This window comes from Verrucomicrobiia bacterium (assembly GCA_023953615.1).
GTDB lineage: Bacteria > Verrucomicrobiota > Verrucomicrobiia > Limisphaerales > JADLHS01 > JADLHS01.
On sequence record JAMLJH010000002.1, the window covers coordinates 121,952 to 147,102 of the forward strand.

Below are 25,151 nucleotides of genomic sequence, written 5' to 3' on the forward strand. Positions count from 1 at the left end.
TCCCGGATGTTCAGCTGGAGCAGGACAATCCAGTCAGGACTCGGATTTGTGCTGCTCGTTGTCCTGACGGCTTGCGGCACGACGCATGAAGAACCCGCTTGTTGCGCCCAACCGAACGCCGTGGCGGAGCGCGCTGATTTCAGCGATGAATCGCTCTACCAAGTTGAATCGGTGTGGACCACCGATACAAAGCAACGGATTAAACTCGCGGATTTGCAAGGTCGTCCGCAAGTGATGGTGATGTTCTTTGCGAGCTGTCAGTACGCCTGCCCGATCCTCGTTCACGACCTGACGCGCATTGAAGCCGCCTTGCCCGCCGAGTTGCGCGGTAAAACCGGCTTCACGCTGGTCACCTTTGATACGAAGCGCGACACACCCGCAGCGCTCGCCAAATTTCGGAAGCTGCGCCATTTACCCGCCAACTGGACCCTGCTGCATGGCGGAGATGATGACGTGCTCGAATTGGCCGCGTTACTCGGCGTGAAATACAAGCAGGAAGCCAGCGGGCAATTCGCTCATTCCAATCTTATCACCGTGCTGAATCAACGCGGCGAAATTGTGCATCAAACCACTGGTTTGGGGCAGGACATCCAACCGGCGGTGCGCAAACTTCAGGAACTGCTCGCCACGGCTCACGCCAGCGCAAAGTAGAAATTCAAGCTCGGTCCGTGAGGCGTCACGAGTTTGAGCCAATTTCAATTGAACCGAGCCGGTCATCTTGATTGCGGACTGGTGCGGACCTCCGAATGTTGCTAAACTGGCTGCGGTTCGAGATTGGAGAATTATGAATCGTTTGCTTTACGTGGCCGCCGCAGAAACCGCCGGTGCGCCTGCGGTTGCCGCCGGTAAAATGCCCGGACATTGGTTGCTCGCCAAAATGGGCAAGCGCGTGCTGCGTCCGGGAGGATTGGAACTTTCCCGGGTGATGCTGGAGCGGCTGGCCATTCAAAGTCGCGACGCAGTGGTGGAATTCGCGCCCGGCATGGGCGTCACGGCGCGCATGACTTTACGCAAATCCCCCGCCAGTTATACGGCGGTGGAGCGCGACGCCAAGGCGGCTGAGCGGGTCAAAAACTATCTGAGCGGTCCCACCCAACAATGCCAGTTGGGTAGCGCCGAGGAAACGGGGTTGCCGAGTCAATCCGCCACTGTCGTTTACGGTGAGGCGATGTTGACCATGCAGGGGACGGAACAAAAACAGCGCATTGTGGCCGAGGCGTTTCGATTGCTTAAACCCGGTGGTCGTTATGGCATTCACGAGATGACCTTGGTGCCGGACGATCTGCCGCTGGAGATCAAGCAGGACATCAATCGCACCATGACGCACAGCATTCACGTCGGTACCCGCGCGCTCACCGTTCGGGAATGGCGGGAACTGCTCACGGCGGCCGGATTTCAAATCCAGTCGGAAATCACCGCGCCCATGCTGCTGCTTGAACCGTTGCGCATCTTTCGCGACGAAGGATTCTTCCGCGCCCTGCGGTTTGGTTTCAACGTGCTGCGCACGCCCGAAGTGCGTCGGCGCGTGCTGGCCATGCGGCGCACTTTCCGCCGCCAACGCGCGCACATCGGCGCGCTGGCACTCGTGGCGGTTAAACCGTGAACGCCAACCCGCGCGCTGGTTTTGCGTCTTGGCACGCTGACGCCGACCTTTTAGTTTCCGCCTGTGTTTCGGCCTTGCATTGATCTGCGCAACGGAAAAGTCGTCCAAATCGTGGGCGGCACGTTGAGCGATGATTCCCGCGGCGTGCAAACCAACTTCGTCTCCGAACGCTCGGCCGCGTGGTTTGCGGAACTTTATCGGCGTGACGGTCTGACCGGCGGTCACGTCATCATGCTGGGGCCGGGCAATGAAACAGAAGCGCGCGGCGCGCTCGCCGCCTACCCCGGCGGTTTGCAAATTGGCGGTGGCGTCAACGCCACCAACGCGGCCGACTGGCTGACCGCCGGTGCGTCTCATGTGATTGTCACCAGTTGGGTGTTTCGTGAGGGCCGCGTGGATTGGGCGCGTTTGGCCGAACTGCAACAGCGTGTCGGCAAAACCCGGTTGGTGTTGGATTTGAGCTGCCGCATTCGCGATGACCGGTATTTTGTGGTGACCGATCGCTGGCAGAAATTCACCGAAGTCACCTTGTCCGCGGCGACCCTGGAAAAGTTCGCTGATTATTGCGCGGAGTTTTTAATTCACGCGGTGGACGTGGAGGGGCTGTGTCGCGGCATTGATCGCCGGTTGGTAACGCACCTGGCGGAATGGTCGCCGTTGCCAGTCACGTATGCCGGGGGCGCGAATTCACTGGCGGATTTGGAAACCGTCACCGCGCTGGGGCGGGGGAAGGTGCATTTAACCATCGGTTCGGCACTGGATATTTTCGGGGGAACTGGCGTGCGGTATGCCGAGGCGGTGGCGTTCAACCAAAACCGCTGCTGACTCCGGTGCAAGATTTCATTGCCGTTCCATTGCGCCAACGTAACATTCGATTCAACAAACCTATGAAAAACCTGACCACCGTGTGGATTCTGACCGGCATTGTCACTTTGAGTTTTGGAACAATCCCTGAGGCGCGCAGCCAGGCGGCGGACTTGGGCGAACCGCCCGCCGCGCCGACCGATCTCTCCGGCTTGCCCCGGCCCACCGGGATTTACAGTGTCACCGGCGGCTTTACCGTGGACGCCAATTCGCGCGAGCAGGTGCGTTCGTTTTACAACGCGGTTTATCTGGCTTCCGAAGGCGTGCCCATGGCAACAAGTTCCGATGTGGCCAGTTGCACGCCGGGAACCAACTCGCTCGCGTACCGCGAGGCGGTGTTGCGGCGCATCAATTGGTTTCGCGCCATGGCGGGATTACCCGCCAGCGTCACGTTTGATGCGACCGCCAATGCGCGCGCGCAACAAGCGGCGGTGGTGATGTCACGTAACGGCGCGCTCAGTCATTTTCCGGATAACACCTGGCTTTGTTACACCGGTGACGCCGCCAACGCCGCTTCCAACTCCAATCTCGCGATTGGCAATGCCGGGGCCGACGCGATCACCGCCTACATCTGGGATTACGGAGCCAATAACACTGCGGTCGGACATCGGCGTTGGTTGCTGTATCCGCAAACCCAGATCATGGGCACGGGCGATGTGCCCAGCACCAACGGGTTTGGTGCCGCCAATGCCACCTGGGTTTTTGATGGAAACTACGGTGGTCCGCGTCCCGCCACCCGGACTCCTTTCGTGGCGTGGCCGCCGGCCGGTTATCTGCCGTACCAACTGGCCTATCCGCAATGGTCGTTCGCGTTGACCAATGCGAACCTCTCCGGCGCCAACGTCACCATGCGAAGCAATGGCGTGAGCGTCGCGGTTTCGATTCAGCCGTACACAACGGGCGTTGGCGAAAACAGTGTGGTCTGGGTGCCGATGGGCCTGAACTACACCAGCACCAGCGCGAAGATGCCGTTCAATGGCGCGGATACCACGTATTCCGTCACGGTCACAAATATCCAATACGGCTCGGTGATCACTGGGTTTACGTACACCGTCACGCTGTTCGATCCGCAGGTGCCCGGCAATGATTACGCGCCGCCAACGCTCAGCGGCCCGGCGAATCCAGTGGTCGGCGAAGGAAACGGTTACAGTTTTACCTCTGTGCCCAATGCGGACGGCTATGAATGGCGCGTGAGTCAGACGGCGCCTTACGATTTCACCGACGGCGCCGAAACCGGTCTGGGAAATTTTACGGTGCAGACCACCGCGGGTTATGCGGTGCGAGATTCGAGCGTGAAAGCATCCGGATCTTACTCGTTCCATCTGGCTCACCCGGAGCCCGGGGATCAGCTTCTGACCTTGAACCAGGCATTTGTGCCACAGGCTGACGCCACGCTCACCGTGAAAAGTCGGTTGGGTGTCGCTACGAGTGATCAGGTGGCTGCAATTCAAATCTCAGTTAATGGCGGTTTGAGCTGGGAGGATATTTATACTCAGCCGGGATCGAATGGAGCGGGAGAAAGCTCGTTTACGACTCGCTCCTTTGGGTTGGGAGCTTTCGCCGATCAGAAGGTCCGGTTGCGTTTTAACTATGCTTTCAGTTTCGGAAGTTACTATACGAATACTGCCGCCGGGGTCGGTTGGTATTTGGATGACATCACGATTTCGGGCGCGGAAGTCCGAACGGTGCTGAGTACGAACCTGATGGTCACAGGAACAAATTTTACTTTCACGCCGTCCCAACCGGGAGATTTCCTGCTGGATGTGCGCGCCTATCTCTTTCAGGAATTTCCGCTGGCGTGGGGGCCGGCCTATCCGGTTGCCGCCACGACCGCGCCGCCGTTGACAATTACGATGCAAACTCCGGTGCTGATCGGCAATCAAGTCCGCCTGGACTTTGCGACCAGCCGTGCGGCCAGTTTTCAACTCCTTCAAGCGGATACGCCGACCGGACCTTGGGGCGTCAACACGACGGCGGCTCTGACCACCAACGCGCCGGGCAGTTCGTATCGCTTCTCGACGCCGGTGGAAGCGTCCGCCCGCTTTTACCGAGTCGTATCACCGTGAGTAAGAAGCTCAGGCTTTGAAGTTAAAGACCATTATGCCGATTCCAGATTATCAAGTGTTGATGCTACCCGTGCTGCGATTTGCGGGCGACGGTGTCGAACATTCATTGCGCGAAACCGTTGATTCACTGGCGGTCGAGTTGCGGTTGACGGATGAGCAACGTCGTGAATTGCTGCCGAGCGGCCAGCAGGAGGTGTTTGCCAATCGGGTGGGCTGGGCGCGCACCTACCTGAAGAAAGCGGGCCTGCTTCGTTCGACCCGGCGCGGGTTTGTTCAGATTACGGATCAAGGGCAGAAGGTTTTGGCCAGTCAACCAGCCGCGATAGATACGAAATTCCTCGAACAATTTTCCGAGTTTCGGGAGTTCAAGGCTTTGCGACGAAAGTCGAACGAAACGGATGGCGATACGGAGCCGGATCAAACTTCAACTCCCGAGGAGGCGTTGGAACGTGCTTACGAAAATTTACGGGGTGAATTGGCAAGTGAGCTCCTCACTCAGATCAAGCAGAGTCCACCCGATCTGTTCGAGCGGCTGGTGGTCGCGCTTTTGGTGAAGATGGGATACGGCGGCAGCCGGCAGGACGCCGGTCGCGCCATTGGCAAAAGTGGCGATGAAGGTATTGATGGGATCATCAAGGAAGACCGGCTGGGTTTGGACATCATCTATATTCAAGCCAAACGCTGGGACAATACCGTCGGTCGCCCGGAAATCCAAAAGTTTGCCGGAGCATTACAGGGGCAACGCGCGCGAAAAGGCGTTTTCATCACCACGTCGGATTTCTCTCGCGAGGCGCGTGAATACGTCGCTCACATCGAAACCAAGATTGTCTTGATTGATGGCCAGGAGCTGGCGCAATTGCTGATGGACTACAACATCGGCGTCACGCCAGTGACCAATTACGAGATCAAACGGGTGGACCTGGATTATTTTACGGAATCGTGAGGAATCGGTACGGGTGAGAGTTCCAGTCGGATGAATTGTAAGCCCCGGCACGGGCGACAGGAAATCGTCGGCGACCGTCTGAATCTGCCGCCCCTTCGGGGCTTGTTCCGAAACCGTCATTTTCCCACGGCTGACGTCGTGGGCTACCGTCTCGCGCTGCTCCGCAGCTTTGGCGGTGCAGACTGCACCGGTCGGCAAGTTTCAATCCGCTATTTTTCAAGTCTTTCCAAAATTCCTTCCACCTTGCGCCGCATCTCAAGGCAAAAACTGCGTTCTTCTCCTTCGGTGGAATATCCACTTCGTTGTCGAATGAAAGCAATTGCCGCGGCATGAATGCTTTGCTTCACAACTTCGCTTGGGTTGGACAGATCCGCTGAATGATTTTGTCGCCTGTGCTGGGCGTGGAATATCATTTTCAACCGCCGGTAAAATGTGGTATTCATCGGACCGGTTCTGCGTTTCGTATCTTGCGGTTTGATGGGGGCCGGTTGGCCCGCTTCTCCATACAGGTCTGGGGAACTCCCAGGTGAATGCAGAAAAACACGACAACCAAACACTGAAAAAATAACTCGAACCATGAATGGATATTACGAATTGAAGAAAACCACGACGGGCAAACCCATGTTCAATCTCAAGGCGGGGAATCACGAGGTCATTCTGACCAGTGAAGTTTATGAGTCCAAGGACGCCGCGCTGAACGGCATCGCTTCCGTCCGCAAAAACGGGCCGGTCGAAGCCTCCTTTGAAAAGAAGGTTTCCGTGAAGGGCGAACCTTATTTTGTCTTGAAAGCCACCAATGGTCAGGTCATCGGCAAGAGCGAAATGTATTCTTCCGAAGCGGCGCGGGACAATGGCATCGCCTCGGTGATCACCAACAGCCCCTCCGAAAAAGTGGTTGAAGTGGAGGCTTGATGAAAGTTGCGGCCGCCAATCGTGGCGGTCGGAATGGATCAGCGAAAGTCAAACGACCATCGCCCGGCCGCGGTTATCGGCGGGGCGATGGTTGAAACCTCACGGCACGTCCTCGGACGTGCTTTGTTTTTTAACCTCCTCGGGCGCGCGCAACCAGCGGATCAGATCCGCCATCTCCTGCGGTCGGAGCGCGGATTCAAAACCGACCGGCATCAGGGAAAGCTTTGCTGGTTCGATGGTGGCAAGGTCGCTGCGCAGCACCACCTGGGCGACGTTCTTTACCTCAAAGCCGTAAGCCGATCAGGAACTGGAAGGCGGGGCACTGTGGTATGAAGCCCGGCAGCCGGGTCTGGGCGATGACGTCTCCGGCACCGACAATTGCTCCGCGCGTTCTAATCACAGACCGAACTTTCGTTGTGACCAAATGCCACGCGCTTTTACGAGCTTCACGAAAACGAGGTCATGGGTTGGGGAGCGCACCCGTCTCGGGTGCAGGTTCGACGCGTCTCGCGTCGAACGTCAGATGATGTGGATCAGCCCAAGCTGGTGCGAATTCTGTCGGGCGAGACGCCCGCCAGCACACGCGAGACGTGTGTGCTCCCCAGTCGCACTGGCACGATCATAGCGGTACGAAGACGTGCGAATCCAATGGGGTGCGATCTCCATGCGCTCGACTGGGCGGCAGGTTGCCGCCCAGAACGGCCAAGTTGGCCGTTCCACCTGGACCAACTGCATCGTTCCGGCTAAGCGCCTCCCGCTTTCTTCCCCTTAGCCGCTCTTGTAAGCCGCCGTGCTTCGTAGAGTAGTTCGGATACGAATGCTCATTAACCATCGGCATAATTGACCTCGCGCGGCCAGTTTGAGACGGGATGAGAAGTGCGGAAGGGTGAAAGAAACATTGCACCGGTTTGAGCCGACATCGTAGCATCATCACATGGTTCAGTCAGCAGTGGAACCTTCCATCAGCGCCGCGGCGGGAGCCGAATGTGAATTTTATCTGAAAGCGTTTCGGTTCATGCTGCTCTCGCGGGTATTGGACGAAAAATTCGCGAGCCTCTATCGCGCGGGTAAGATCATGGGGGGAGTCTTCCTTGGGCGCGGGCAGGAGGCGTTGAGTGTCTCCATTGGCGTTCATTTGCGCCCCGGCGATATTTTTGCGCCATTGATTCGGGACCTGGCCGGGCGCCTGGCGTTTAACGAACCGATCCTGGATGCCGCCCGAACTTATTTCGGTTCCGCGTTGGGGCCGATGCGCGGGCGGGACGGCAACGTGCATCGCGGGCGTCCGCAAAGCGGATTGCTGGCGATGATCAGTCACTTGGGCGCAATGATTTCAGTGGTGAACGGCGGGCTGTTCGCGCGCCGCCTGCGGGGCGTCAAAGGCACGGTCGGCGTGGCTTCCTGCGGCGAAGGCGCAACTTCCACCGGATCTTTTCATGAGGCGTTAAACCAGGCGGCGGTGGAGAAATTGCCGCTGGTCATGGTGGTGGCCAACAACCAGTTTGCTTATTCCACTCCGACTCAACGGCAATTTGCGTGCAACTCACTGCTGGATCGGGCGGCGGGTTACGGGGTGGCGGGTTACGAAGTGGACGGCACCGATCTCGAGGCTTGTTTGAGAGTGGTGGGCCAGGCCGTCGCCAAGGCCCGGGCGGATCAAGGTCCGCAACTGGTGCTCGCCCGGCTGCTGCGCTTGTGCGGTCACGGTGAACATGACGACGCGCATTATATCGGCGCGGAATTGAAGGCGTCCGATCTGGGCCAGGATTGCCTCAAACTGGCGGAGAAGTTTGTGCTCCAACAAGGCTGGGTGGATGCCGCGCAGTTGGAACAGTGGCGGGCGGAGGCGGTGCAGCAGGTCGAGGCCGCCGTGGTCACGGCCCAGCGCGAACCTGGTCCTGATCCCTTCAGCGCCAATTATTGGTCCGCCTTGTCGAGTCAATATCTGGTGGAAGGCGGCGCAACCGAACGATGAGCATCACCTATTTGGAAGCCATTCGGGAGGCCCAGGCGCGCGCGCTGGCGGACGATCCGCGCGTGTTCATTTACGGACAGGACGTCGGCGCGTTTGGGGGCGCGTTCAAGGCGACCAAAGGATTGGCGCAACAATTTCCCGGGCGCGTTTTGGATTCGCCCATCAGCGAAGACGCCATGGCCGGATTGGCGATTGGCGCGGCGCTCGAAGGGATGCGGCCCATTTTGGAGATGCAGTTTGCCGATTTTTCCACCATCGCGTTTAATCAGATCGTCAATCAGGCCGCCACCATGTTTTGGCGGACCAATGTTTCCTGTCCGTTGACGGTGCGACTGCCGTGCGGCGGCACGATGGGGAGCGGCCCGTTTCACAGCCAGATGTTGGAGACCATCTATTCGCATTATCCCGGATTGGTGGTGTTGACTCCGGCCACGGTGGAGGATGCTTACAGCATGTTGCTTGAGGCGGTGGCCATTGATGATCCGGTCATCTTCTGTGAGCACAAACTGCTTTATTATCATCTCAAGGCGGACGCGTTGCCCACGGAGGCGTTGCCCGCCAACAAAGCTCGCATTGCGCGGGCGGGCCGGGATCTGACGCTGGTCACCTACAGCGCCATGGTGCATGAATCGCTGGCGGCGGCGGATGAATTACGCGGTGAAGGCTGGGAGGTGGAAGTGGTGGATTTGCGCGCGGTGAAGCCGCTGGATACCGATACCGTCATGGCCAGCGTTGCGCGCACGGGCCGGTTGTTGTGCGTGGGCGAGGCCTTTCCCTGGGGCGGGGTGACGGCGGAGGTGGTGTCACGCGTGGTTTGCGAAGGTTTTGATTTGCTCGACGCGCCGCCGCGCCGGCTTAATGCCAAGGACACGCCAATCCCGTATCATCCCAATCTCTGGTCGGCTCATCGTCCAACCGCGCGCACGATTGCCATGGCGGCGCGCAAAGTTTTGCAAAGCTAATGAAGGAAACAGGTGTTCATCTCGCGCGCTCCGGCGGCCCGGGTCTCGGACTGCGTTCCGCGGTCGCTCCCGGGTTGGAATTCGTCGCAAGTTGGAAATCTGAAACTGGAGAAGATTAAATGCCGCAAGTGCCCATCATCATGCCGCAGCTCGGTGAATCCATCGCCGAAGCCACCATCGTGAGCTATCTGGTCAAACCCGGTGATCCGGTCGAAGCCGATCAAGATGTCATCGAGGTTGAGACAAACAAGGCGAGTATGAACGTCGTCGCGCCGGTGCGCGGCACGGTGGTTAATTTTCAAGTGCAATTGGGGCAGAGCTATGCGGTGGGCGCGGTGTTGGGGCAAATTGAAGCCACCCGGGAGGATGCGGCCAAGTCGGGTTTGGATACGGCGCAATTGACCAGCGCCAGTGCGGAACTGCCGCCGGACCGCGTGGAGGAAACGCAGACTTCGTCCGCCCGGGTGGAGCCAACGATCCGTGGTTTGCCGGTGCCGACTCATGCCGCCGGTGCGGGTTATCTTTCGCCTCGATTGAAAGCGCGCATGCAGGAACTCGGGTTGCACGCCGCTGATTTGTCCGGTGTGGCCGGCAGCGGCGCTGCGGGCCGGGTGACGATCGAGGATTTTGAAAAGTATATCGCCAGTCTGGAGCAGCATAAAATCACGCCCGCGTCCTCCATGCGCGTCGCGGTGGCGGATGCGATGCGTCGGAGTTGGACGCGCCCGCTGGCGACGGTGGGAATGCCCGTCAACATGGACCCTTTGCTGACGCACCGCAAAGCCCAGGCGACGAAACCCGGGCCGACCTTGTACGGCTTGCGCGCGCTGGCGCTGGCGTTGGCGGAGAACAGCGCTCCCGCCGGACGCCTGGTGGGGAACAAGATTGTGCATCCCTCGGCCATTGACGTGGGCTTCGCGGTGGAAGCGGAGGATGGCGTGTTGGTGCCGGTGATTCGGAATGCGGATCGAACGCGGTTGCTGGCCTTGATCGCACAATACGATGAATTGGTGCGGTTGGCGCGGGCGCGCAAACTACCGGCGGGCGCGACGGGAGGGTCCATCGCCACGATCACAAATTACGGCACGTTCGGTTTGACGGTGGGCACGCCCATTCCGTTGCCGGAGCAAACCTTGTTGCTGGGCATGGGCGCGGGCCGCAAAGCGATGCGTTGGGATGAGTCGAATGAAACCTTTGTGCCCGTGACCGAAGCGCACCTGACGTTGAGCTTTGATCATCGCGTGTTGGATGGCGGCGCGGCGGGGCGGTTGCTGGCCCGGGTCACGCATTTGATGATGCATCCGAACGAGCTTTGATTACGAACCTCAAGGAGCCGGTGGATCGCGAATTACAAGCCCAGGCCGCGCAACTGGGACTCGGGAGCATTCAACGCCATATTTTTCTTTGCGCCGATCCGACGATTCCCAATTGTTGCGCCCGGGAGTCAGGGGTGGCGGCCTGGGAATTTCTCAAACGCCGTCTCAAGGAGCTGAACTTGGTCGGGCCGCAAGCCATGGTCTATCGCACCAAAGCCAATTGTCTCCGCGTCTGTCAGCGCGGACCGATCGCGGTCGTTTATCCCGAAGGCGTCTGGTATCACTCCTGCACTCCGGAGGTTTTGGAGCGCATCATCCAGGAGCATTTAATCGCAGGTCGTCCCGTTAAAGAATTCACCTTTGCGGTGAACGCGTTGCAGTCTTCCGATTGAATCCGGCTTACAACGAAGCCTTCCAACGTCCGATGGCGGCGCGGATTTGTACGGCGGCATTTAATTCCGGCTGCACAAATTTCGGCGTGAACCACGGAAAGGTGCCGATCAAATCCGGCGTGACGAGAATCTGCCCGTCGCAATCCGGGCCCGAGCCGATGCCGATGGTGGCAAACGGAAATTTTTCCGTAATCTCCTTGGCCACGTCGGGAGTCACCAGTTCCAACACCACCGCAAACGCGCCCGCTTCGGCCAGCGCCGCCGCGTCATCAAGCAGTTTGGCCCGGCCCGCTGCGTCGCGGCCTTTGATGTGATACTTGCCGCCTTCTTCGAGCAGGTGTTGCGGCAACATGCCGAGATGGCCGACAAACGGGATGCCCGCGTCGAGAATGGCTTTGATTTGCGGCAGAATTTCCCGGCCGCCCTCGGCTTTCACAAACTCCGCTCCGGCAACGACGAGTTTTTGCGCGTTGGCCAATGCCTGTTCCGGCGTGTCGTAAGCGCGGAAGGGCAGGTCGGCGCCGATCAAGGCGTTGGGTTTGGCCCGCGTGGCGGCGCGGGTGTGGTGCAGCATTTCTTCCATCGTCACCCGCGTGGTGTCGGGATAACCCAGCACCACCATGCCGAGGGAATCGCCCACGAGCAGGAAAGGAACGCCACATTCGTCGAGTAACTTCGCCGTCGGAAAATCGTACGCGGTGAGCGCGGCGATTTTTTCGCGGCGAATTTTCATCGCGCGAATGGAATCAGGGGTGACTTTTGGGAAACTCATTTTAACCACGGATAAACACAGATGAACACGGATTCAGACACATAAATCTATGTGGCTCTAACTTCAGCAATCAGCTTGCGAACTTTATTCCAATGTCTGCCATACATCCAGCCGTGTCTTAACTTGAGCAGCCATTTCAATCTTGCCGTCCTTCTGATTCTGGGATTTCTGTTTCAGTGAATTGCGTTGCCGCCAGTCGTTTGGCAATACGTTCATAATCTTGCGTGTCTAGTTTGGTATCGAGGAAAAACTCGGAGAGTGATTCCCAAACCGCTAATCGTTCTTTGATTTGCGCTTCAGATACTTTCATCCGTGGCTGAAACTTTTCATTAATTCCTCCGGACTGGCCGTGGCGGTGCCGACTTTGCCAACCACGATTCCCGCCGCGTGATTGGCAAGAATGGCCGCTTCCAGGGGCAAAGCGCCAGTTGCGATGGCCAGCGTGAACGTGGCAATCACCGTGTCGCCCGCGCCGGACACGTCGAAAACTTCCTGCGCGACGGTCGGGATGTGAATTGGCGGGTGACCGCGTTGACACAGCAACATGCCGAGTTCGCCGAGCGTGATGAGCAGTACGGCCGGACGCAGCTCGCGCAACAACGTCGCTGCCGCTTGCAGTAAATTTTTATCGGTAAGCGGATCATTGCCGCGGGTGGCGTCGGTCAGGTTGGCCAACTCGAAAGCCTCGCGCCGGTTCGGCGTGAGCAACGAAAGATCATTCAGCTGGAGTTGATGAATCGGTTTCGGATCGAGACTCAGCCACAGACCGTGCGCGCGGCACAACGGTTTGAGCGCGTTCAACAGATTTTGAGTCACGACGCCTTTGCCGTAGTCACCGACGATGATGGCGTCCGCCCGGGCAATTTGCTTTTTGAGATTGGTGATCAATCGTTGGGTCAACGCCTCCGAAAGGTCGTGGCGCGACTCGCGATCAATCCGCACCACTTGCTGCGTTTGCGCCACAATGCGGGTTTTCAAGCCCGTCTGGCGCGACGCCGTGGCGACCACTCCGCGGCAGCCGATCCGTTGCGTTTTGAGCAGGGCTTGCAGCGAACCCGCCGCCGCATCCGTACCCACGATACCGAAAAGCTCTGCTTTCGCCTGCAACGCGCTGAGGTTGCGCGCCACGTTCGCCGCGCCGCCCGGCATGAAGCTTTCCTGTTGAAAATCCACGATCGGCACTGGCGCTTCCGGCGAAATGCGCGTGACGCTGCCCCAGATGAATTGATCCAGCATGACATCGCCGATGACGAGGATGCGGCTGTGTCGCGCCGCAGTGAGCAATTTTTTGACCCGTGCGACGGGGAGTTTCAATGGATTCATGAGTTGGAGCAGTCGAGGAACGCCATGAGTGGACTGGTGGGACTGGCGAATTGCGACGGTGGCGCCAGCTCAACTTCATACGCGGCGCGTCCGGCTTCCACCGCCGTTTTGAACGCCACGGCCATGCGGTTCGGATCGTTGGCGACGGCAATGGCGGTGTTCACCAGCACGGCGTCCGCGCCCATTTCCATCGCTGCCGCCGCGTGGCTCGGCGCGCCCAGCCCGGCGTCCACCACGACGGGAACGGTGGCCTGTTCAATGATGATGCGGATTTGATCGCGGGTTTGGATGCCGCGATTCGAGCCGATGGGCGAGCCGAGCGGCATCACGGTGGCGCAACCAACTTCTTGCAAGCGCTTTGCCAGCACCGGATCGGCGTTGATATAGGGCAACACCGTGAAGCCGTCCTGCACCAGAATTTCCGCGGCTTTGAAAGTTTCAATCGGATCGGGCAGCAGATAGCGCGGGTCGGGATGGATTTCGAGTTTCACCCATTTCGGCAGGCCGGCGGCGACAGCGAGCTTGGCGAGGCGCACCGCCTCGGCGGCGTTCATGGCGCCGCTGGTGTTGGGAAGCAACAGATATTGGTCCGGATCAATAAATTCCAGAATGTTGGCAAACGGGTCTTTGCGACCGGACAAGTCCGCGCGGCGCAAAGCCACGGTCACCATTTCCGCGCCGCTGGCCGCCAGCGCATCGCGCATCGCCTCCGGAGCGGAAAATTTTCCCGTCCCAAGAATCAGGCGCGATCGGAAGGTTCGGTCAGCAATAACGAGCGGTCGGTTCGACAGCGACATACGCCTCAATCTGTGCGGATTGCGGCGGTTTGTCGAGCCGTGAGCACTTTCAGAAATGGAAATCGAACGCGATGGAAACGCTGTGTGATTCCGTCCGTCCCAATTGCAACCGATCCGAGAGAACCCCAAAAACCACGTCGGCGGACAGGCTGGCTTTCTCACCGTGGAAGTAGTGGTATTCCAGGCTGAGTCCCATACGGTCATTGAGGGCAAACCGCAAACCGGCGAACGCTTGATAGGCGAAGACCGCGTCGGCGGAGGTGCCGTCGAAAATCGTGCCGCCAATCATGACATTGTCACCGGTGAGAATGGTGCTGGAGATGCCGAAACCCGCGCCAACGTACGGACTGAAATGATACGTGTCCGGCAGATGCAGCCGCGCGTTCAGGAAGAATGGAACATTGGCCAGCGTGCCATCAGCCCGGGTCGCACCGGTGACGGAATCAATGTGGTAGGAGTTCAGTCCCACCTCTGCCTCGGCATCGAGCCAGTCGGTCAAGCCGTAGCCACCGCACAGGCCGCCACGCAGGCCGGGGTCCAATTTAATTTTGCTGCCTGGCACAATGGGTTGACCGAAAAACTCGCGCAACTGGACATCACGCGCCTTGCTGCCGCCCAAATCCGCCCGGAAATAAAACTGATTTTGTTCGGCGAAGCCGGCTGAAGGGAACCAGATGAGCGCGGCCAGTGCGGCTACGGCAATCATTGAACGGGTAATTTGCATAAATCCTTTTTTCGAGGTTGGACGCGGGCGGTTGCAATTTGTTCGGAAGATTTTGGGTTCAAACTGAATTGGCCCGGAGGAGGGAACAACTCGCACGCGGCAGTCGCATGTGGTTGTGAAATGGCTTGTCAGCGCCGGGCTGGATTCTCTAGCCTGCGTATCCCTTGAGCGCACCCATAGCTCAATTGGATAGAGCGGCTGACTACGGATCAGCAGGTTTGAGGTTCAACTCCTCATGGGTGCACCAATTTTAGTCAAACGCGCTTAATCTGGTTCGCACACTCCATAATATGCCTGGCTCGCCTTGCTGCTCGCAGGGGGGTTCGGTTCAAGCGCGGTGCGGTCATGCGGCGACTTGATTTCTCTACCCCTGCGCCTTTAGTCTGCGCTCATGTTCAAATCTATTTTTGTGGTGCCGGGGGTGGCGTTGCTGTTGGCAATAACTCCGGGACTGCGCGCGGAGGAAGCCGCCGAGGTCGCCAATCAAAATTTGGGTTTGCGCATCGCCACGTTCGACGTCAATGCCACGCCCGCGGTTGGATCATTGCTGGCGTACGATCCGGTGACCAACGATTGGGATCTGACCCTGCGCGCTCGAGGCATCGTGTTGCTCGGCGCCGACCAGCCGATTGTCCTCTGCGCGGTGGACTGGATCGGTATTGCCAATGAGGGGCACGACGCGTTCTGCTCGGCTTTGGCGCAGGCGGTGGGGACGACGCCCGAACGCGTTTCCGTTCACGTCCTGCATCAGCACGACGCGCCGGATTGCGATTTTTCCGCCGAACGTATTCTCAAAGAGGCGGGGCTTGATCCCCGGCAAAACGAAGGCAGTTTCCAACGGCAGGTGATTGCCAATCTCGCCGCGGCGGCGCGAGCGGCTTTGACTCACACGCAACCAGTCACCGAACTGGGTTTGGGCCGGGCGCAGGTCGAGCGCGTGGCTTCCAATCGCCGCATTCACGGTCCCGATGGCAAGGTGCGCGCGGTGCGCTGGTCGGCCACGACGGATGCGCAGGTTCGGGCGGAGCCGGAGGGTGTGATTGATCCGGAACTTTCCCTGGTGAGTTTCTGGAATGGCGATCATCCCGTCGCGGTGTTGAGTTATTATGCCACGCATCCGCAGAGTTATTATCGCACTGGAATTCCCAATCCTGACTTTCCGGGGATCGCGCGATTCTACCGCCAGTTGGCCGTGCCGGAAGCGCTCCACGTCCATTTCGATGGCGCCGGGGGCAACATCGCCGCGGGTAAATACAATGACGGCTCGCGTGTGAACCGGGGGCTGCTCGCACAACGCCTGGCCGATGGAATGCGCCGCGCCTGGGAGAACACCAAGCGCACGCCCATTACGGCGGACGAAGTGAGCTGGAGGTCCGTCGGCGTCGTCTTGCCGCCCGCCCGACATCTCTCGCGGGAACAGCTCGAAACCCGATTGAAAGACCGCGATCCCAAGCTGGCAAGTTCGGGCGATGCTTCGCGCCTGGCCTGGTTGCGTCGTTGTCAGGCGGGCCACCAGATCAATCTGGGCTGCCTGAGCCTGGGAGCCGCGCGCGTACTCCACATGCCCGGCGAATTGTTTGTGGAATATCAGCTTGCGGCCAAGGCCATGCGCCCGGATTTATTTGTAGCCATGGCCGCCTACGGCGATTACGGCGCCGGGTATATCGGTACCGCCAAGGCTTACGATGAAGGTGGTTACGAAACGGGTCCCGAGGCCTCCAATGTCGCTCCCGAGGTTGAAGCCGTATTGATGGGCGGCATGCGCAACTTGCTCGACGTGCCGCAATGAGCGTCATCCCGCGATTCGCGGAGTGCGGCGACATCGCCCAGTGCCGGGCCGGGCGGGAAAATCATTTGCGTGCAGAGCCGGAGTTAGCTGCCAATGTTTATTCTGCTTCAAAATGAATTTGGTCGCGGCGGATCTGGCCAAGTCCGTTACCCAGCCGCCGGTGTCGCGGCGGCGGTGGCTCGAATTTAAGCCTCATCAAGGCAGCTTTGTTCCAGTGCGGTCATCTATCGGGCTTTCAGCCCGTTTGTGCCCATTCGTGGTTACAGCCCCAACTTCTTAAATCGGTTGTTCACTTCTTTGAAATGGAAATCCAACGAGCAAAGCTTTTCCAGTTCGCCTTTCTTAAAATGTTTGGCCACTTCCGGTGTGGCTTTCAGCACTTCCAGAAAATCCGCGTCGTCGCGGCCCGCATGTTTGACTTCCCACGTTTTCATCGCGGCATCCTGCACGCGTTTGTAGGCGGCTTCGCGGGTCAGACCTTTGCGGATGAGCGCCAACAGCACGGTCTGGCTGTTCCACATGCCGAGTGACAGGCCGAGGTTCTTCTTCATGTTTTCGGGATACACGTTCAAGCCGTCCATCAGCCGGGTGAGCAGACCGAACATGTAATCGAGCAACGTGCAACTATCCGGGAAGATGATGCGCTCGACGCTGCTGTGGCTAATGTCACGCTCGTGCCAGAGAGCGACGTTCTCCAGCGCCGCGACGGCGTTGCCGCGCAACACGCGCGCGAGGCCGGTGAGCCGTTCCCAGGTGATGGGATTACGCTTGTGCGGCATGGCGCTCGAACCTTTCTGACCTTTGGTGAACGGTTCTTCGACTTCGAGCACTTCAGTGCGTTGCAGATGGCGGAACTCCACCGCCCACCGTTCGATGCTCGCGCCGACAAGGGCAATGGTGTTCATAAACTCGGCGTGAATGTCGCGTGGAACAACCTGCGTTGCGATGGGACAGGGAAGCAAACCGAGTTTCTTGCAAACGTAAGCCTCAACGCGCGGTGACAAATGCGCACTCGTGCCAACTGCGCCGGAAAGTTTACCCCACGCGACCGCATTCTTGGTCGTAAGCAGTCGGGTGAATGCTCGACCAAATTCGTTGTGCATCAGCAGGAGTTTTAAGCCGAAGGTGGTCGGCTCGGCGTGGATACCATGACTCCGACCGATGCAAGGCGTGAATTTGTGCTCCTTGGCGCGGCGCTCAATAACTTCCAAAAGGTTTGCCACGTCGGCCATCAATATGTCCATGCTTTGAACCATCTGCACGGCGTAGCAGGTGTCGCCCACGTCACTGCTGGTGAGACCGAAATGAAACCAGCGGCTCGCTTTATCGTTGATGGCCTCGGCGACGGCGGTGGTGAAGCCGATGACGTCGTGGTTGAGCGTCTTTTCCAATTCTTTCTGTCGGGCGACGAGGCCGGGCAGGTCGGCGAACCATTTATCGCAACCGGCTTTGATCTTCTGGAAATCCTTGGCGGGCACGATGCCTTCCTTGACGAGGGCTTCGCTGGCGAGCAGTTCGATCTGTAGCCAGAGCTTGAGTTTATTTTCGTCGGTCCAGATGGCCCGCATTTCGGGGCGGGAATAACGCGTAATCATCCACAAATTAAAAATGAAAAAGGTAAAATTAAAAAGGCGGAAGTGTGGGTGATAAAGCGGCTAGAAATAATCACGATGATCTGTAATATCCAATCATGTGTTTGGTTGAAGAACATATAATGGCCAGTTCAGTGGAGTTGTGGTCTGGGGGAAAACGAAAGTGGTGGTTGTCACATGAGGGTGAAAACGGGCCAAAAGGTCTTTCCATTGATGGCGAACTGCCCGAATCGTTTCCAGCAATCCAAAAGGCAATGGAACGAGCCCAAATAGCCGAAGGTGGTGATGACGCTGGGGTTGATTTTATTTTTGAGATTCCATTGAAAGTCGCACAAGCCATTGTTGGCTTCAAACATGACGAAAAGTGCGGGCATCTTGTGGGCGATCATTTCGTCATCATGTCGCTGGGTGGCTCAAGAGGAGGCTTTTTCCAAAGATTTTTTGGAAAATGACAAACGCTAAATTCCGCACCCGCCAGCGGCCAACCCTGACTGATTTTCTTCGAGCGCCGTCTGGAGCGAAATATGCCGCCCCGCCAGGGCTTGCGGTTTCTTGAGCATGTCGTTCTACAAAGATTCCGCTCCTGACGGCGCTGCGGTCAGTGCGTGAATTAGAGCGCGACGTGTTGGACTGCGGCGGGAAGCGCAGCGCCACGCCGCTTTCGCATCCACGGAGGTTATTGGAAATTCGCAAATCTTCCGCCCGCTCGAAAGCGGTGTCGCGGCTATCGCCTTGCCACCGCAGTCCAAGCTTGGCCCTTGGCGGAAGTGCGCGCGGGAAAGCGGTTGGAAAAAAAGTTTGAAAGGCGTAGAGTCAGAACCGGGCAAGGCGCTGAACAACGAAGTTAAAATTTTACGCCTCTGATGACGCGAAACATGGAATGCGAAAAATTTATGGGGGTTGTTTCAATCATCCGGGCGCGATTTCCAACGTTGCGCACCGAATTAATTGCAGAACATCCGCACGTTGGGACGATGCTTGAGATTCCAGAACAGGAAGGTTTGATATTTTCTGTCAGCATCAATCTTCAAAATTGTGATGAGCTTCACCTTAATGCAGGCAGTTTTTGGTGTGAATGGTATCCCTGTCGTAAGTCTGAAGTTTGCGGCCGTTTTGCGGAAGCAGTCTGTGGATTGCTTTCTGGCGAATATCGGATTGTTGAGTATTGGCGTAGCGGCGTTGCTCTGAAGGCGAATTTAGAGCGGCCCGTCGAAAATAGCTGGCTGCGTGTGGCATCTTGGTCACGACTTCACATCCCGGTGAGTTGGGGTGTGCGTACGAAAATTCTTCAAAACGTTTCGTAGTCATAATCCCACAACAGCGATGACCACTCGTCAAGCGGTTAAATCATTCAGCCCGGCGTTGGCAAGGAACGGCTGGGCTGAGTTCGCATTTCGAAGGCGTTTGTCTTTTGACGAGTTCGGTCGCAAGCAGTTATCCCAAAATCGAGCGCCGTCAGGCGCGGCATATTTGTAGAATACCGTCCAACCATAATAAACCAGCGCTGTCTGGAGCGAAATATGCCGCCCCGCCAGGGCTTGCGGTTTCTTGGGCATGTCGTTCTACAAAGATTCCGCTCCTGACGGAGCTGCGGTCAGTGCGCTCAGCCGGAGCGCAACGTCTTGAACAGCGCGGCGGATGAATTGCTTTTTGCAAAAGCCCGGGCACTTGCTAATCTGGAACATGGGACGAACCAACAAAACCAAAGCCGGAAAGCGGACTCCATTAACGGACAAACAAAGCGAGCGGGATCACCGCCAACTGCGCATTGACAAGGTGGGCGTGCGCCGGCTGCGTTTTCCCATCCAGGTGCGGGACAAGGCGCGCGCCGTCCAGAACACGGTCGCGACCATTGGATTATTTGTGGACCTGCCCAAGGAATTCAAGGGCACGCACATGAGCCGGTTCGTCGAGGTGTTGAACGCGCATGGCGACATCATTTACGTGGCAAACATCGCGGAAATTTTGTTCGCGTTGCAAAAAAACCTGCACGCCACCACGTCGCGGATCGAACTGGAATTTCCGTATTTTTTGTCCAAACGCGCGCCGGCGTCGGGCAAGGAAAGTTTGATGGACTACGTGGCGCGATTCGATGCGACCGCGACGGGCGACGACATTGACTTTGTGCTGACGGTGAAGGCGAACGTCACCACGTTGTGCCCGTGCTCGAAGGCGATTGCCAAGTATGGCGCGCACAACCAACGCGGCGAAGTCACGGTGCAGGTTCGGTTCAAAAAGCCGGTGTGGATCGAGGACATCATCAGCATGATTGAAAGCTCGGCCAGCTCGGAACTTTACACATTGCTCAAGCGCGTGGACGAAAAGGCCGTGACGGAGCGCGCGTACGAGAACCCGGTTTTCGTCGAGGACTTGGTGCGGAATATCGTCGTCAAATTGAAGGCGCACTCCGACATCACCTGGTATCGCGTCGAGGCGGAGAACCAGGAAAGCATTCACAATCACAACGCTTACGCTTGTATTGAGAAGAGCTGAGTTGACTCAGTTCGCGGTCTAAAGTCGTAAGTCTGGAGGCGGCGGGCCGACTGGTCTTCCGCTTGGTGTAATTAGCCGATTTCAGCTCTCATCGGCGCGCACTGATCCGGCAAAGAAATAATTCCAATCGCTTTTCGATTTCTGTCTGCGGAGGCAATGGAGAGGTTGACCCGGCTGCGTTCGGAATTATGATGCCGGCCGTCATTCAGCATTTTAGGCGAACTTCCATGTATTTCGATTGGCGATTATTTTATCGGTGCGACCGGTGGTCCGGACTCTGGTTTGGAATCGCGATTTTGGCGGCGACGTTCGCGCTGTCGGTCCGCGCGGTCGCCGGAATGAATCGCTACGCTTCTTATCCCCAGGTTTCCAATCTTGTGGCCGGAATTTCGTGGCCTCGCGGTCAGGCGTTGCCGACGTTTGCGACACCGGCTGCTCCGCTCGACACGATTTTAGTCCAGGACCTCAGTCCGGATGAAGCGATCACCTTTTCGGCGTTACAAGGACTGGTGAATAGAACCAAACCACACATTTACCTCCTTGATCGCCGCGCGGACGAGGGAACTTACACCTGGGCGGATACGGCGCTCGTAGGCTTCACCGATCGGATCCTTTACGACCACGCAACCCGCTACAACTTGATCGCCAAATATACGAATCAGATTGCCGGTGTGGTGCTCTACGATCCGGCGCTCAGCGTTCATTACCGCAATCTCGCCAGCACGGTAGCCGGGCTGAACAACGCGATTCCGGTCACCCCCGCTCTCCACGCCGCGCTCGCCGAGCAGGGAATTCGGCTTCCGGTGGTGGCGGATTTGACCGGCCTGAACTACACGACAGCAGTGAACATTTACAATTACCTCTACGACACTTATTGGCCGCAGTGTAACCATCGGCTGATCGTCAGCGCCAAGCCCAGTGATAACGGTGATTTGCATCACACTCGGGATCTCGCGGCGGCCACCGGCGGCGCCGTGGTTTGGCTTTCCACGACGAGTCATTCCGAGCGGGCGGTGCTCCAAAAATTTCTCGCCGATATGACGCCGGGAGAAGCCATCGTGCTGGGCTGGTACACCACAGAGCGCTCCGGAATCGTCACCGCCACGGCCTACGGCATCGGCACGATTCCCTCCGATTTTTACATCAGCGGCAGCGTTTATGGCGGTACCGATCATCGGCTCCGCGTTCCCGCCGTTCCCACCCGCCCCGCGCTGGAAAAGAAAATCTACGTCTGCCTGTTCCTCAGCGATGGCGACAACGCGCAATACGTGCAGCGCGCCCTGCGAAAAATTTGGGATCAAAGCGCTTCCAGTCGCGGCATCTATCCTCTGAACTGGACCATCGCGCCCGGGATGGTTGACCTCGGTCCGGCGTTGTTGAATTACTATTACACCACCGCCACCACCCAGGACTGCTTCGTCGCCGGGCCGTCCGGCATGGGCTACATCATGCCGGTGAACACGTTGAATGAAAACGGCGCGCCGACCGGCGTTTATCTCACTGACCCGACGACGGCGGCGGCTTACACGCGCCTCACCGAGACCTATCTGCAACGCGCCGGTCTTCGAGTGTTGACGGTGTGGGACGACGCCACGGCGATGAATCGCGCGGCGTACGAGAAGCATGGGCGCAATCTATACGGCGCCACGGTACAACGGTTCTCCGGTTCGGCAACGGTTGCTCCCAGTGTTGAAAATGGCCGGCTGCGCTTTGATCGGTTGCTCACCGCCTACGCCAGCACCTACGCGGCGCTCCGCGATACGCTCGCCAAACCAATCAACGCGTGGAACGGCAGCGCTCCGCTTTTTCTCTCGGCCCAAGTCAGCATCTGGGGCGAACTGAAGCCGAACCGGATTGTTGCCCTGTGCAACGAATTAAACGCGCGGTATCCCGGGAAACTTGAGTTCGTCCGGGCCGATCATTACTTCAATCTGTTCAACCAGGCCAACGATCTGCCCTTCAATCTCACGATGGCCACGCAGACAACCGTGGTGGGGAACGACGGTGGCAGCGACGCGAGCCTGGCCCGCGATGGAACGCCGTACACCCTCTGGACCTCCGCCGCTCCCGGCATCCGTTCGCTGACCTTTAATTTCGGCGCGCGCTACAACCTCAGCCGTTACGTCATTCGCCACGCGGGCGACACGGGAATGAGCCAGAGCTTGAACACGCGCGACTACCGTTTCCAAGTCAGCGCGGACGGCCAGCATTGGACCACGGTGGACACCTGCGTCAGCAACACGGCCAACGTCACCGACATCGAGTTCCCGCTCGTCACCGCGCAATACGCTCGCATCCTTATTGATCATCCTGGATTGGACACCATTGCTCGAATTGCGGACGTGGAAATTTACGGTCGAAACCCACTCGAAATTTTTCCGCCGTAACCCAATCCCGCCTTCGCGGCAGGGCGAGAGTTCTTTCACAACGAGAAAACCACACGAGAGCCAACCCGGTTTTTATTTCTCCTTTCGCCGCCTTTCGACGGCTTTATTTCAATGTCCCGCAACCGGTTCGTCCAGTTCCAGTCGGACGACGTCATACATCACGCCCTGAGTCCAACTGGTGGCGTGCGACTTTAACTGAATCACGTTGACTCCGGTTTGCAGCAGGCTGGCGTCGAAGGTGAGCGGGCGTTCCACCCAGAAGGCGCGGATGCCGTCGCGCTGCATTGCCCCTGTGGAAGGCAACAGCCCCGTGTCGCCAATGGACTCTTCGTTGACGAAGGCTTCCACGCGGCAGCCCGAACTCGTGCCGCAAAAGGCGAGACGCAACGTCGCTTTGCCCTGGGGTGACTGCGACAGGCCGAAGCGAATGGTCCAGGTGGTCGGCTCAACTTCGCGACTGCTGACGCGAATGTATTGCGCCAGATCCACCGTGGGTTCGCTTTCATCGCTGACGGGCGGCAGGTTGGTGCTCAGAATGCGCGGTGGCTGGACGTAGTTCCAATCCTTCCGCCAATCGCTGCGGCCGATGATGTAATCCACGTCATTGGGAAACTCTTTGGGGTAATCGAGGTAAAGACCCCATTGCCAATAATGATCGCCGTGACGAAATTCGCGCGCAGTGCGGTCGGGCACGCCAATCTGCCACAGCGTGCGGCCCTGGCGTTGCGGCGTCCACGTTTGGACGCCCAGGTTTGTGGATTGGCTCGTGGCTACGACGACGTTCGAGTAAACGAATTCGCCGATGACCCCGTCCGCAATGGCGCGCAACCGGTAATGTCCAGGGCGGACGTTGGGGATGGCAAATTTTCCGTTGGGGTTGGCCGCGATCCAAAACTGATAAGACTTTCCGTCGCGTTGCCAATCCACTTCGTTGGGAAAACCGCCGCGCAGTGTCGGCGTGCCGGTTGTTGAAATTTCCGTTGCGGACTCGTTGGCGGAATCCGCTTCCGCCGTCGGACCTTTTAGTCGCGGCGGCACATAATCTGGAGCGGTCAGACCGACCCACAGATTGCTGATCTGCAATTGCGGATCGAGCGGGTCTTTGACCTGGATTTGCCCGCTGATCATGCTGCGCTCTTCGTCGGCTGGATAAATCGTGTTGGTCACCCATTCGTAAGGCCAACTACCCACTTCAAACCGGGCGCGATGCAGTGCGTCCAGCCACATCACTTCGGGCGTTGAACCGCTGTTACAATAGATGGCAAACGGTCCGATGATTTTGGTCCAATTTTCGTTTTCACCCACCACGAGCGAACTGCCCCCGTAATGATTACCGAGCCATAAATTGACCAGGGTGGGCGTGCCGCCGGGGTTGGTATCGAGATAACCGGTCAGCTCCACTTTCGTCGGGCCGCCCGCCAGATATTCAAAACTCGGATTGATGAACCACAGGCCGATTTGCTGTTTCGTGCTGGACCAGCCATAGGCGGGCAGCTCGTAAAGTGGTGCGGCGTAATCGTATTTGTATTCCACCTCGCCCCGATGAAGTCCCGTGGTCAGTCGTCGCGCTTCCACGGGATTCAACGGCGTCCCGACATCCCAATCGTCACCGGTGGGCATCTGCCGGCGGCGTTTGGCGTTGACCGTGAGGTAATCGAACATTTCCGGGTTCAATCGCGCGGCGAATCCTGCTTCCGAAACGCTGCCGGCGGGCGCGTTGGTCTTGTGCGTCCAGATGGCGTAGGTGTACAAGGAGCTTTCGCCCTGACCCAACGCGTAACGCAACTCCACGTCCAGCGGAGTGGTGGGCGCGCCGGGCGCATTGTAAAAACGAATCGCCACCTCGGCGCGTTTGCCCTGGTTGCTTTGCGGCGAAATCGTCACGCTCGCCGATTTGAGCGGACCGCCAAGCGCCGGTCCCGCGTTGAACCAGCCGGCTCCGGCCGCGCGGCCCGGGTGCGGTGGCAGCAGAATTTCACGACCTTGGTAACGGATCGAGGCCACTTCGCCGGACGCCTTTTCGATGCGCACCTGCAATTGGTTGTTATCGAGGAAATAGGTGAACTCGGTTTCGCGCAGTTGCACGACCGCCGGGCCGGAAATTTGGGCCTGGCTGGTGCAGGTCATCGTGCTCCCCACCATCACTGCGCTTAAAATCCATGTTGCCGTGTTTTTAGTCATCAATGAAAAACCCGCAGGCGACCCAACGTCTCGAACCCATCTCGCAGTCGCCCGACCTCG

24 protein-coding genes and 1 tRNA gene are annotated in these 25,151 nt (G+C 58.3%); 16 read left to right on the plus strand and 9 right to left on the minus strand.

What is annotated here, in order from left to right:
• The first annotated feature begins 48 nt into the window (after positions 1–48).
• From M9920_10770 to M9920_10790, 5 genes are all read left to right on the plus strand, one after another.
• Entirely contained in the window at positions 49–651 is a 603-nt protein-coding gene (locus M9920_10770) for an SCO family protein (GenBank protein ID MCO5052775.1), read from the plus strand.
• A gap of 199 nt (positions 652–850) precedes the next feature.
• A complete protein-coding gene (locus M9920_10775) occupies positions 851–1,603 on the plus strand; it encodes a methyltransferase domain-containing protein (GenBank protein ID MCO5052776.1) in 753 nt (250 codons plus the stop codon).
• Between the two features lie 63 nt (positions 1,604–1,666).
• Positions 1,667–2,428 (plus strand): phosphoribosylformimino-5-aminoimidazole carboxamide ribotide isomerase, encoded by a 762-nt coding sequence (gene hisA, locus M9920_10780; protein ID MCO5052777.1) that lies wholly within the window; start codon positions 1,667–1,669, stop codon positions 2,426–2,428.
• A gap of 62 nt (positions 2,429–2,490) precedes the next feature.
• On the plus strand, positions 2,491–4,533 hold the full coding sequence (locus M9920_10785; protein ID MCO5052778.1) for a CAP domain-containing protein: 2,043 nt from the start codon (positions 2,491–2,493) through the stop codon (positions 4,531–4,533).
• Positions 4,534–4,567: 34 nt separating this feature from the next.
• A complete protein-coding gene (locus M9920_10790) occupies positions 4,568–5,476 on the plus strand; it encodes a restriction endonuclease (protein MCO5052779.1) in 909 nt (302 codons plus the stop codon).
• A gap of 209 nt (positions 5,477–5,685) precedes the next feature.
• On the opposite strand, the gene M9920_10795 is transcribed toward M9920_10790, so the two are convergent.
• The gene (locus M9920_10795; protein ID MCO5052780.1) at positions 5,686–5,919 is read right to left on the minus strand and encodes a hypothetical protein; all 234 of its coding nucleotides are present in this window, start codon (positions 5,917–5,919) and stop codon (positions 5,686–5,688) included.
• Positions 5,920–6,052: 133 nt separating this feature from the next.
• Here M9920_10795 and M9920_10800 point away from each other — a divergent pair, with 133 nt between their 5' ends.
• The gene (locus tag M9920_10800; GenBank protein MCO5052781.1) at positions 6,053–6,388 is read left to right on the plus strand and encodes a YegP family protein; all 336 of its coding nucleotides are present in this window, start codon (positions 6,053–6,055) and stop codon (positions 6,386–6,388) included.
• 99 nt (positions 6,389–6,487) lie between these two features.
• Here the strand turns inward: M9920_10800 and M9920_10805 are convergent, their stop codons facing one another.
• A complete protein-coding gene (locus tag M9920_10805) occupies positions 6,488–6,652 on the minus strand; it encodes a hypothetical protein (protein ID MCO5052782.1) in 165 nt (54 codons plus the stop codon).
• Positions 6,653–7,322: 670 nt separating this feature from the next.
• On the opposite strand from M9920_10805, the gene M9920_10810 reads away from it, so the two are divergent.
• The 4 genes from M9920_10810 (at position 7,323) to M9920_10825 (ending at position 11,033) form a co-directional block, all read left to right on the plus strand.
• Positions 7,323–8,363, plus strand: coding sequence for a thiamine pyrophosphate-dependent dehydrogenase E1 component subunit alpha (locus M9920_10810; protein MCO5052783.1), 1,041 nt, complete (start codon positions 7,323–7,325; stop codon positions 8,361–8,363).
• A complete protein-coding gene (locus tag M9920_10815; protein MCO5052784.1) occupies positions 8,360–9,325 on the plus strand; it encodes an alpha-ketoacid dehydrogenase subunit beta in 966 nt (321 codons plus the stop codon). The genes M9920_10810 and M9920_10815 overlap by 4 nt, the downstream gene beginning before the upstream one ends.
• A 119-nt stretch (positions 9,326–9,444) precedes the next feature.
• Positions 9,445–10,641 carry a 2-oxo acid dehydrogenase subunit E2 gene (locus tag M9920_10820; GenBank protein MCO5052785.1) on the plus strand — a complete coding sequence of 399 codons (1,197 nt, stop codon included), beginning with the start codon at positions 9,445–9,447 and terminating at the stop codon, positions 10,639–10,641.
• A gap of 20 nt (positions 10,642–10,661) precedes the next feature.
• Complete coding sequence (locus M9920_10825) at positions 10,662–11,033, plus strand: (2Fe-2S) ferredoxin domain-containing protein (protein MCO5052786.1); 372 nt, start codon at positions 10,662–10,664, stop codon at positions 11,031–11,033.
• A 7-nt stretch (positions 11,034–11,040) separates the two neighbouring features.
• Here M9920_10825 and panB read toward each other — a convergent pair whose 3' ends face one another.
• From panB to M9920_10850, 5 genes are all read right to left on the minus strand, one after another.
• A complete protein-coding gene (gene panB / locus M9920_10830; GenBank protein ID MCO5052787.1) occupies positions 11,041–11,766 on the minus strand; it encodes a 3-methyl-2-oxobutanoate hydroxymethyltransferase in 726 nt (241 codons plus the stop codon).
• Between the two features lie 175 nt (positions 11,767–11,941).
• Positions 11,942–12,115 carry a hypothetical protein gene (locus tag M9920_10835; GenBank protein MCO5052788.1) on the minus strand — a complete coding sequence of 58 codons (174 nt, stop codon included), beginning with the start codon at positions 12,113–12,115 and terminating at the stop codon, positions 11,942–11,944.
• Positions 12,112–13,128: a D-glycero-beta-D-manno-heptose-7-phosphate kinase gene (gene rfaE1 / locus M9920_10840; GenBank protein MCO5052789.1), complete on the minus strand. Its 1,017-nt coding sequence runs from the start codon at positions 13,126–13,128 to the stop codon at positions 12,112–12,114. Before rfaE1 ends, M9920_10835 begins: the two co-directional genes overlap by 4 nt.
• Positions 13,125–13,925 (minus strand): thiazole synthase, encoded by an 801-nt coding sequence (locus M9920_10845; GenBank protein ID MCO5052790.1) that lies wholly within the window; start codon positions 13,923–13,925, stop codon positions 13,125–13,127. Before M9920_10845 ends, rfaE1 begins: the two co-directional genes overlap by 4 nt.
• A gap of 49 nt (positions 13,926–13,974) precedes the next feature.
• Positions 13,975–14,631, minus strand: a complete 657-nt coding sequence (locus tag M9920_10850) for a porin family protein (GenBank protein MCO5052791.1) — start codon at positions 14,629–14,631, stop codon at positions 13,975–13,977.
• Positions 14,632–14,819: 188 nt separating this feature from the next.
• Here M9920_10850 and M9920_10855 point away from each other — a divergent pair.
• Positions 14,820–14,896 (plus strand) — tRNA-Arg (locus M9920_10855).
• A 144-nt stretch (positions 14,897–15,040) separates the two neighbouring features.
• Entirely contained in the window at positions 15,041–16,438 is a 1,398-nt protein-coding gene (locus M9920_10860) for a hypothetical protein (GenBank protein ID MCO5052792.1), read from the plus strand.
• Between the two features lie 260 nt (positions 16,439–16,698).
• Here the strand turns inward: M9920_10860 and purB are convergent, their stop codons facing one another.
• A complete protein-coding gene (gene purB, locus M9920_10865; GenBank protein MCO5052793.1) occupies positions 16,699–18,033 on the minus strand; it encodes an adenylosuccinate lyase in 1,335 nt (444 codons plus the stop codon).
• A gap of 95 nt (positions 18,034–18,128) precedes the next feature.
• Here purB and M9920_10870 point away from each other — a divergent pair, with 95 nt between their 5' ends.
• The 4 genes from M9920_10870 (at position 18,129) to M9920_10885 (ending at position 22,910) form a co-directional block, all read left to right on the plus strand.
• A complete protein-coding gene (locus tag M9920_10870) occupies positions 18,129–18,482 on the plus strand; it encodes a hypothetical protein (protein ID MCO5052794.1) in 354 nt (117 codons plus the stop codon).
• Between the two features lie 411 nt (positions 18,483–18,893).
• Positions 18,894–19,334, plus strand: a complete 441-nt coding sequence (locus M9920_10875; protein MCO5052795.1) for a hypothetical protein — start codon at positions 18,894–18,896, stop codon at positions 19,332–19,334.
• A gap of 379 nt (positions 19,335–19,713) precedes the next feature.
• Positions 19,714–20,523, plus strand: coding sequence for a GTP cyclohydrolase FolE2 (folE2, locus tag M9920_10880; protein MCO5052796.1), 810 nt, complete (start codon positions 19,714–19,716; stop codon positions 20,521–20,523).
• A 188-nt stretch (positions 20,524–20,711) separates the two neighbouring features.
• Positions 20,712–22,910, plus strand: a complete 2,199-nt coding sequence (locus M9920_10885) for a discoidin domain-containing protein (protein ID MCO5052797.1) — start codon at positions 20,712–20,714, stop codon at positions 22,908–22,910.
• Between the two features lie 108 nt (positions 22,911–23,018).
• Here the strand turns inward: M9920_10885 and M9920_10890 are convergent, their stop codons facing one another.
• Positions 23,019–25,091, minus strand: coding sequence for a polysaccharide lyase family protein (locus M9920_10890; GenBank protein MCO5052798.1), 2,073 nt, complete (start codon positions 25,089–25,091; stop codon positions 23,019–23,021).
• Between the last annotated feature and the right edge of the window lie 60 nt (positions 25,092–25,151).

What these genes read in the sequence shown, in the direction of transcription:
- M9920_10800 (MCO5052781.1), top strand. Translation starts at nt 6,053, where the DNA reads ATGAATGGATATTACGAATTGAAGAAAACCACGACGGGCAAACCCATG.
- M9920_10820 (MCO5052785.1), top strand. Translation starts at nt 9,445, where the DNA reads ATGCCGCAAGTGCCCATCATCATGCCGCAGCTCGGTGAATCCATCGCC.
- M9920_10885 (MCO5052797.1), top strand. Translation starts at nt 20,712, where the DNA reads ATGATGCCGGCCGTCATTCAGCATTTTAGGCGAACTTCCATGTATTTC.
- M9920_10815 (MCO5052784.1), top strand. Translation starts at nt 8,360, where the DNA reads ATGAGCATCACCTATTTGGAAGCCATTCGGGAGGCCCAGGCGCGCGCG.
- M9920_10795 (MCO5052780.1), bottom strand. Translation starts at nt 5,919, where the DNA reads ATGAATACCACATTTTACCGGCGGTTGAAAATGATATTCCACGCCCAG.
- M9920_10845 (MCO5052790.1), bottom strand. Translation starts at nt 13,925, where the DNA reads ATGTCGCTGTCGAACCGACCGCTCGTTATTGCTGACCGAACCTTCCGA.
- panB (MCO5052787.1), bottom strand. Translation starts at nt 11,766, where the DNA reads ATGAAAATTCGCCGCGAAAAAATCGCCGCGCTCACCGCGTACGATTTT.
- M9920_10890 (MCO5052798.1), bottom strand. Translation starts at nt 25,091, where the DNA reads ATGACTAAAAACACGGCAACATGGATTTTAAGCGCAGTGATGGTGGGG.
- folE2 (MCO5052796.1), top strand. Translation starts at nt 19,714, where the DNA reads ATGGGACGAACCAACAAAACCAAAGCCGGAAAGCGGACTCCATTAACG.
- M9920_10860 (MCO5052792.1), top strand. Translation starts at nt 15,041, where the DNA reads ATGTTCAAATCTATTTTTGTGGTGCCGGGGGTGGCGTTGCTGTTGGCA.
- M9920_10810 (MCO5052783.1), top strand. Translation starts at nt 7,323, where the DNA reads ATGGTTCAGTCAGCAGTGGAACCTTCCATCAGCGCCGCGGCGGGAGCC.
- rfaE1 (MCO5052789.1), bottom strand. Translation starts at nt 13,128, where the DNA reads ATGAATCCATTGAAACTCCCCGTCGCACGGGTCAAAAAATTGCTCACT.
- purB (MCO5052793.1), bottom strand. Translation starts at nt 18,033, where the DNA reads ATGATTACGCGTTATTCCCGCCCCGAAATGCGGGCCATCTGGACCGAC.
- M9920_10875 (MCO5052795.1), top strand. Translation starts at nt 18,894, where the DNA reads ATGACGCGAAACATGGAATGCGAAAAATTTATGGGGGTTGTTTCAATC.
- M9920_10850 (MCO5052791.1), bottom strand. Translation starts at nt 14,631, where the DNA reads ATGATTGCCGTAGCCGCACTGGCCGCGCTCATCTGGTTCCCTTCAGCC.
- M9920_10835 (MCO5052788.1), bottom strand. Translation starts at nt 12,115, where the DNA reads ATGAAAGTATCTGAAGCGCAAATCAAAGAACGATTAGCGGTTTGGGAA.
- M9920_10775 (MCO5052776.1), top strand. Translation starts at nt 851, where the DNA reads ATGCCCGGACATTGGTTGCTCGCCAAAATGGGCAAGCGCGTGCTGCGT.
- M9920_10870 (MCO5052794.1), top strand. Translation starts at nt 18,129, where the DNA reads ATGTGTTTGGTTGAAGAACATATAATGGCCAGTTCAGTGGAGTTGTGG.
- M9920_10785 (MCO5052778.1), top strand. Translation starts at nt 2,491, where the DNA reads ATGAAAAACCTGACCACCGTGTGGATTCTGACCGGCATTGTCACTTTG.
- M9920_10790 (MCO5052779.1), top strand. Translation starts at nt 4,568, where the DNA reads ATGCCGATTCCAGATTATCAAGTGTTGATGCTACCCGTGCTGCGATTT.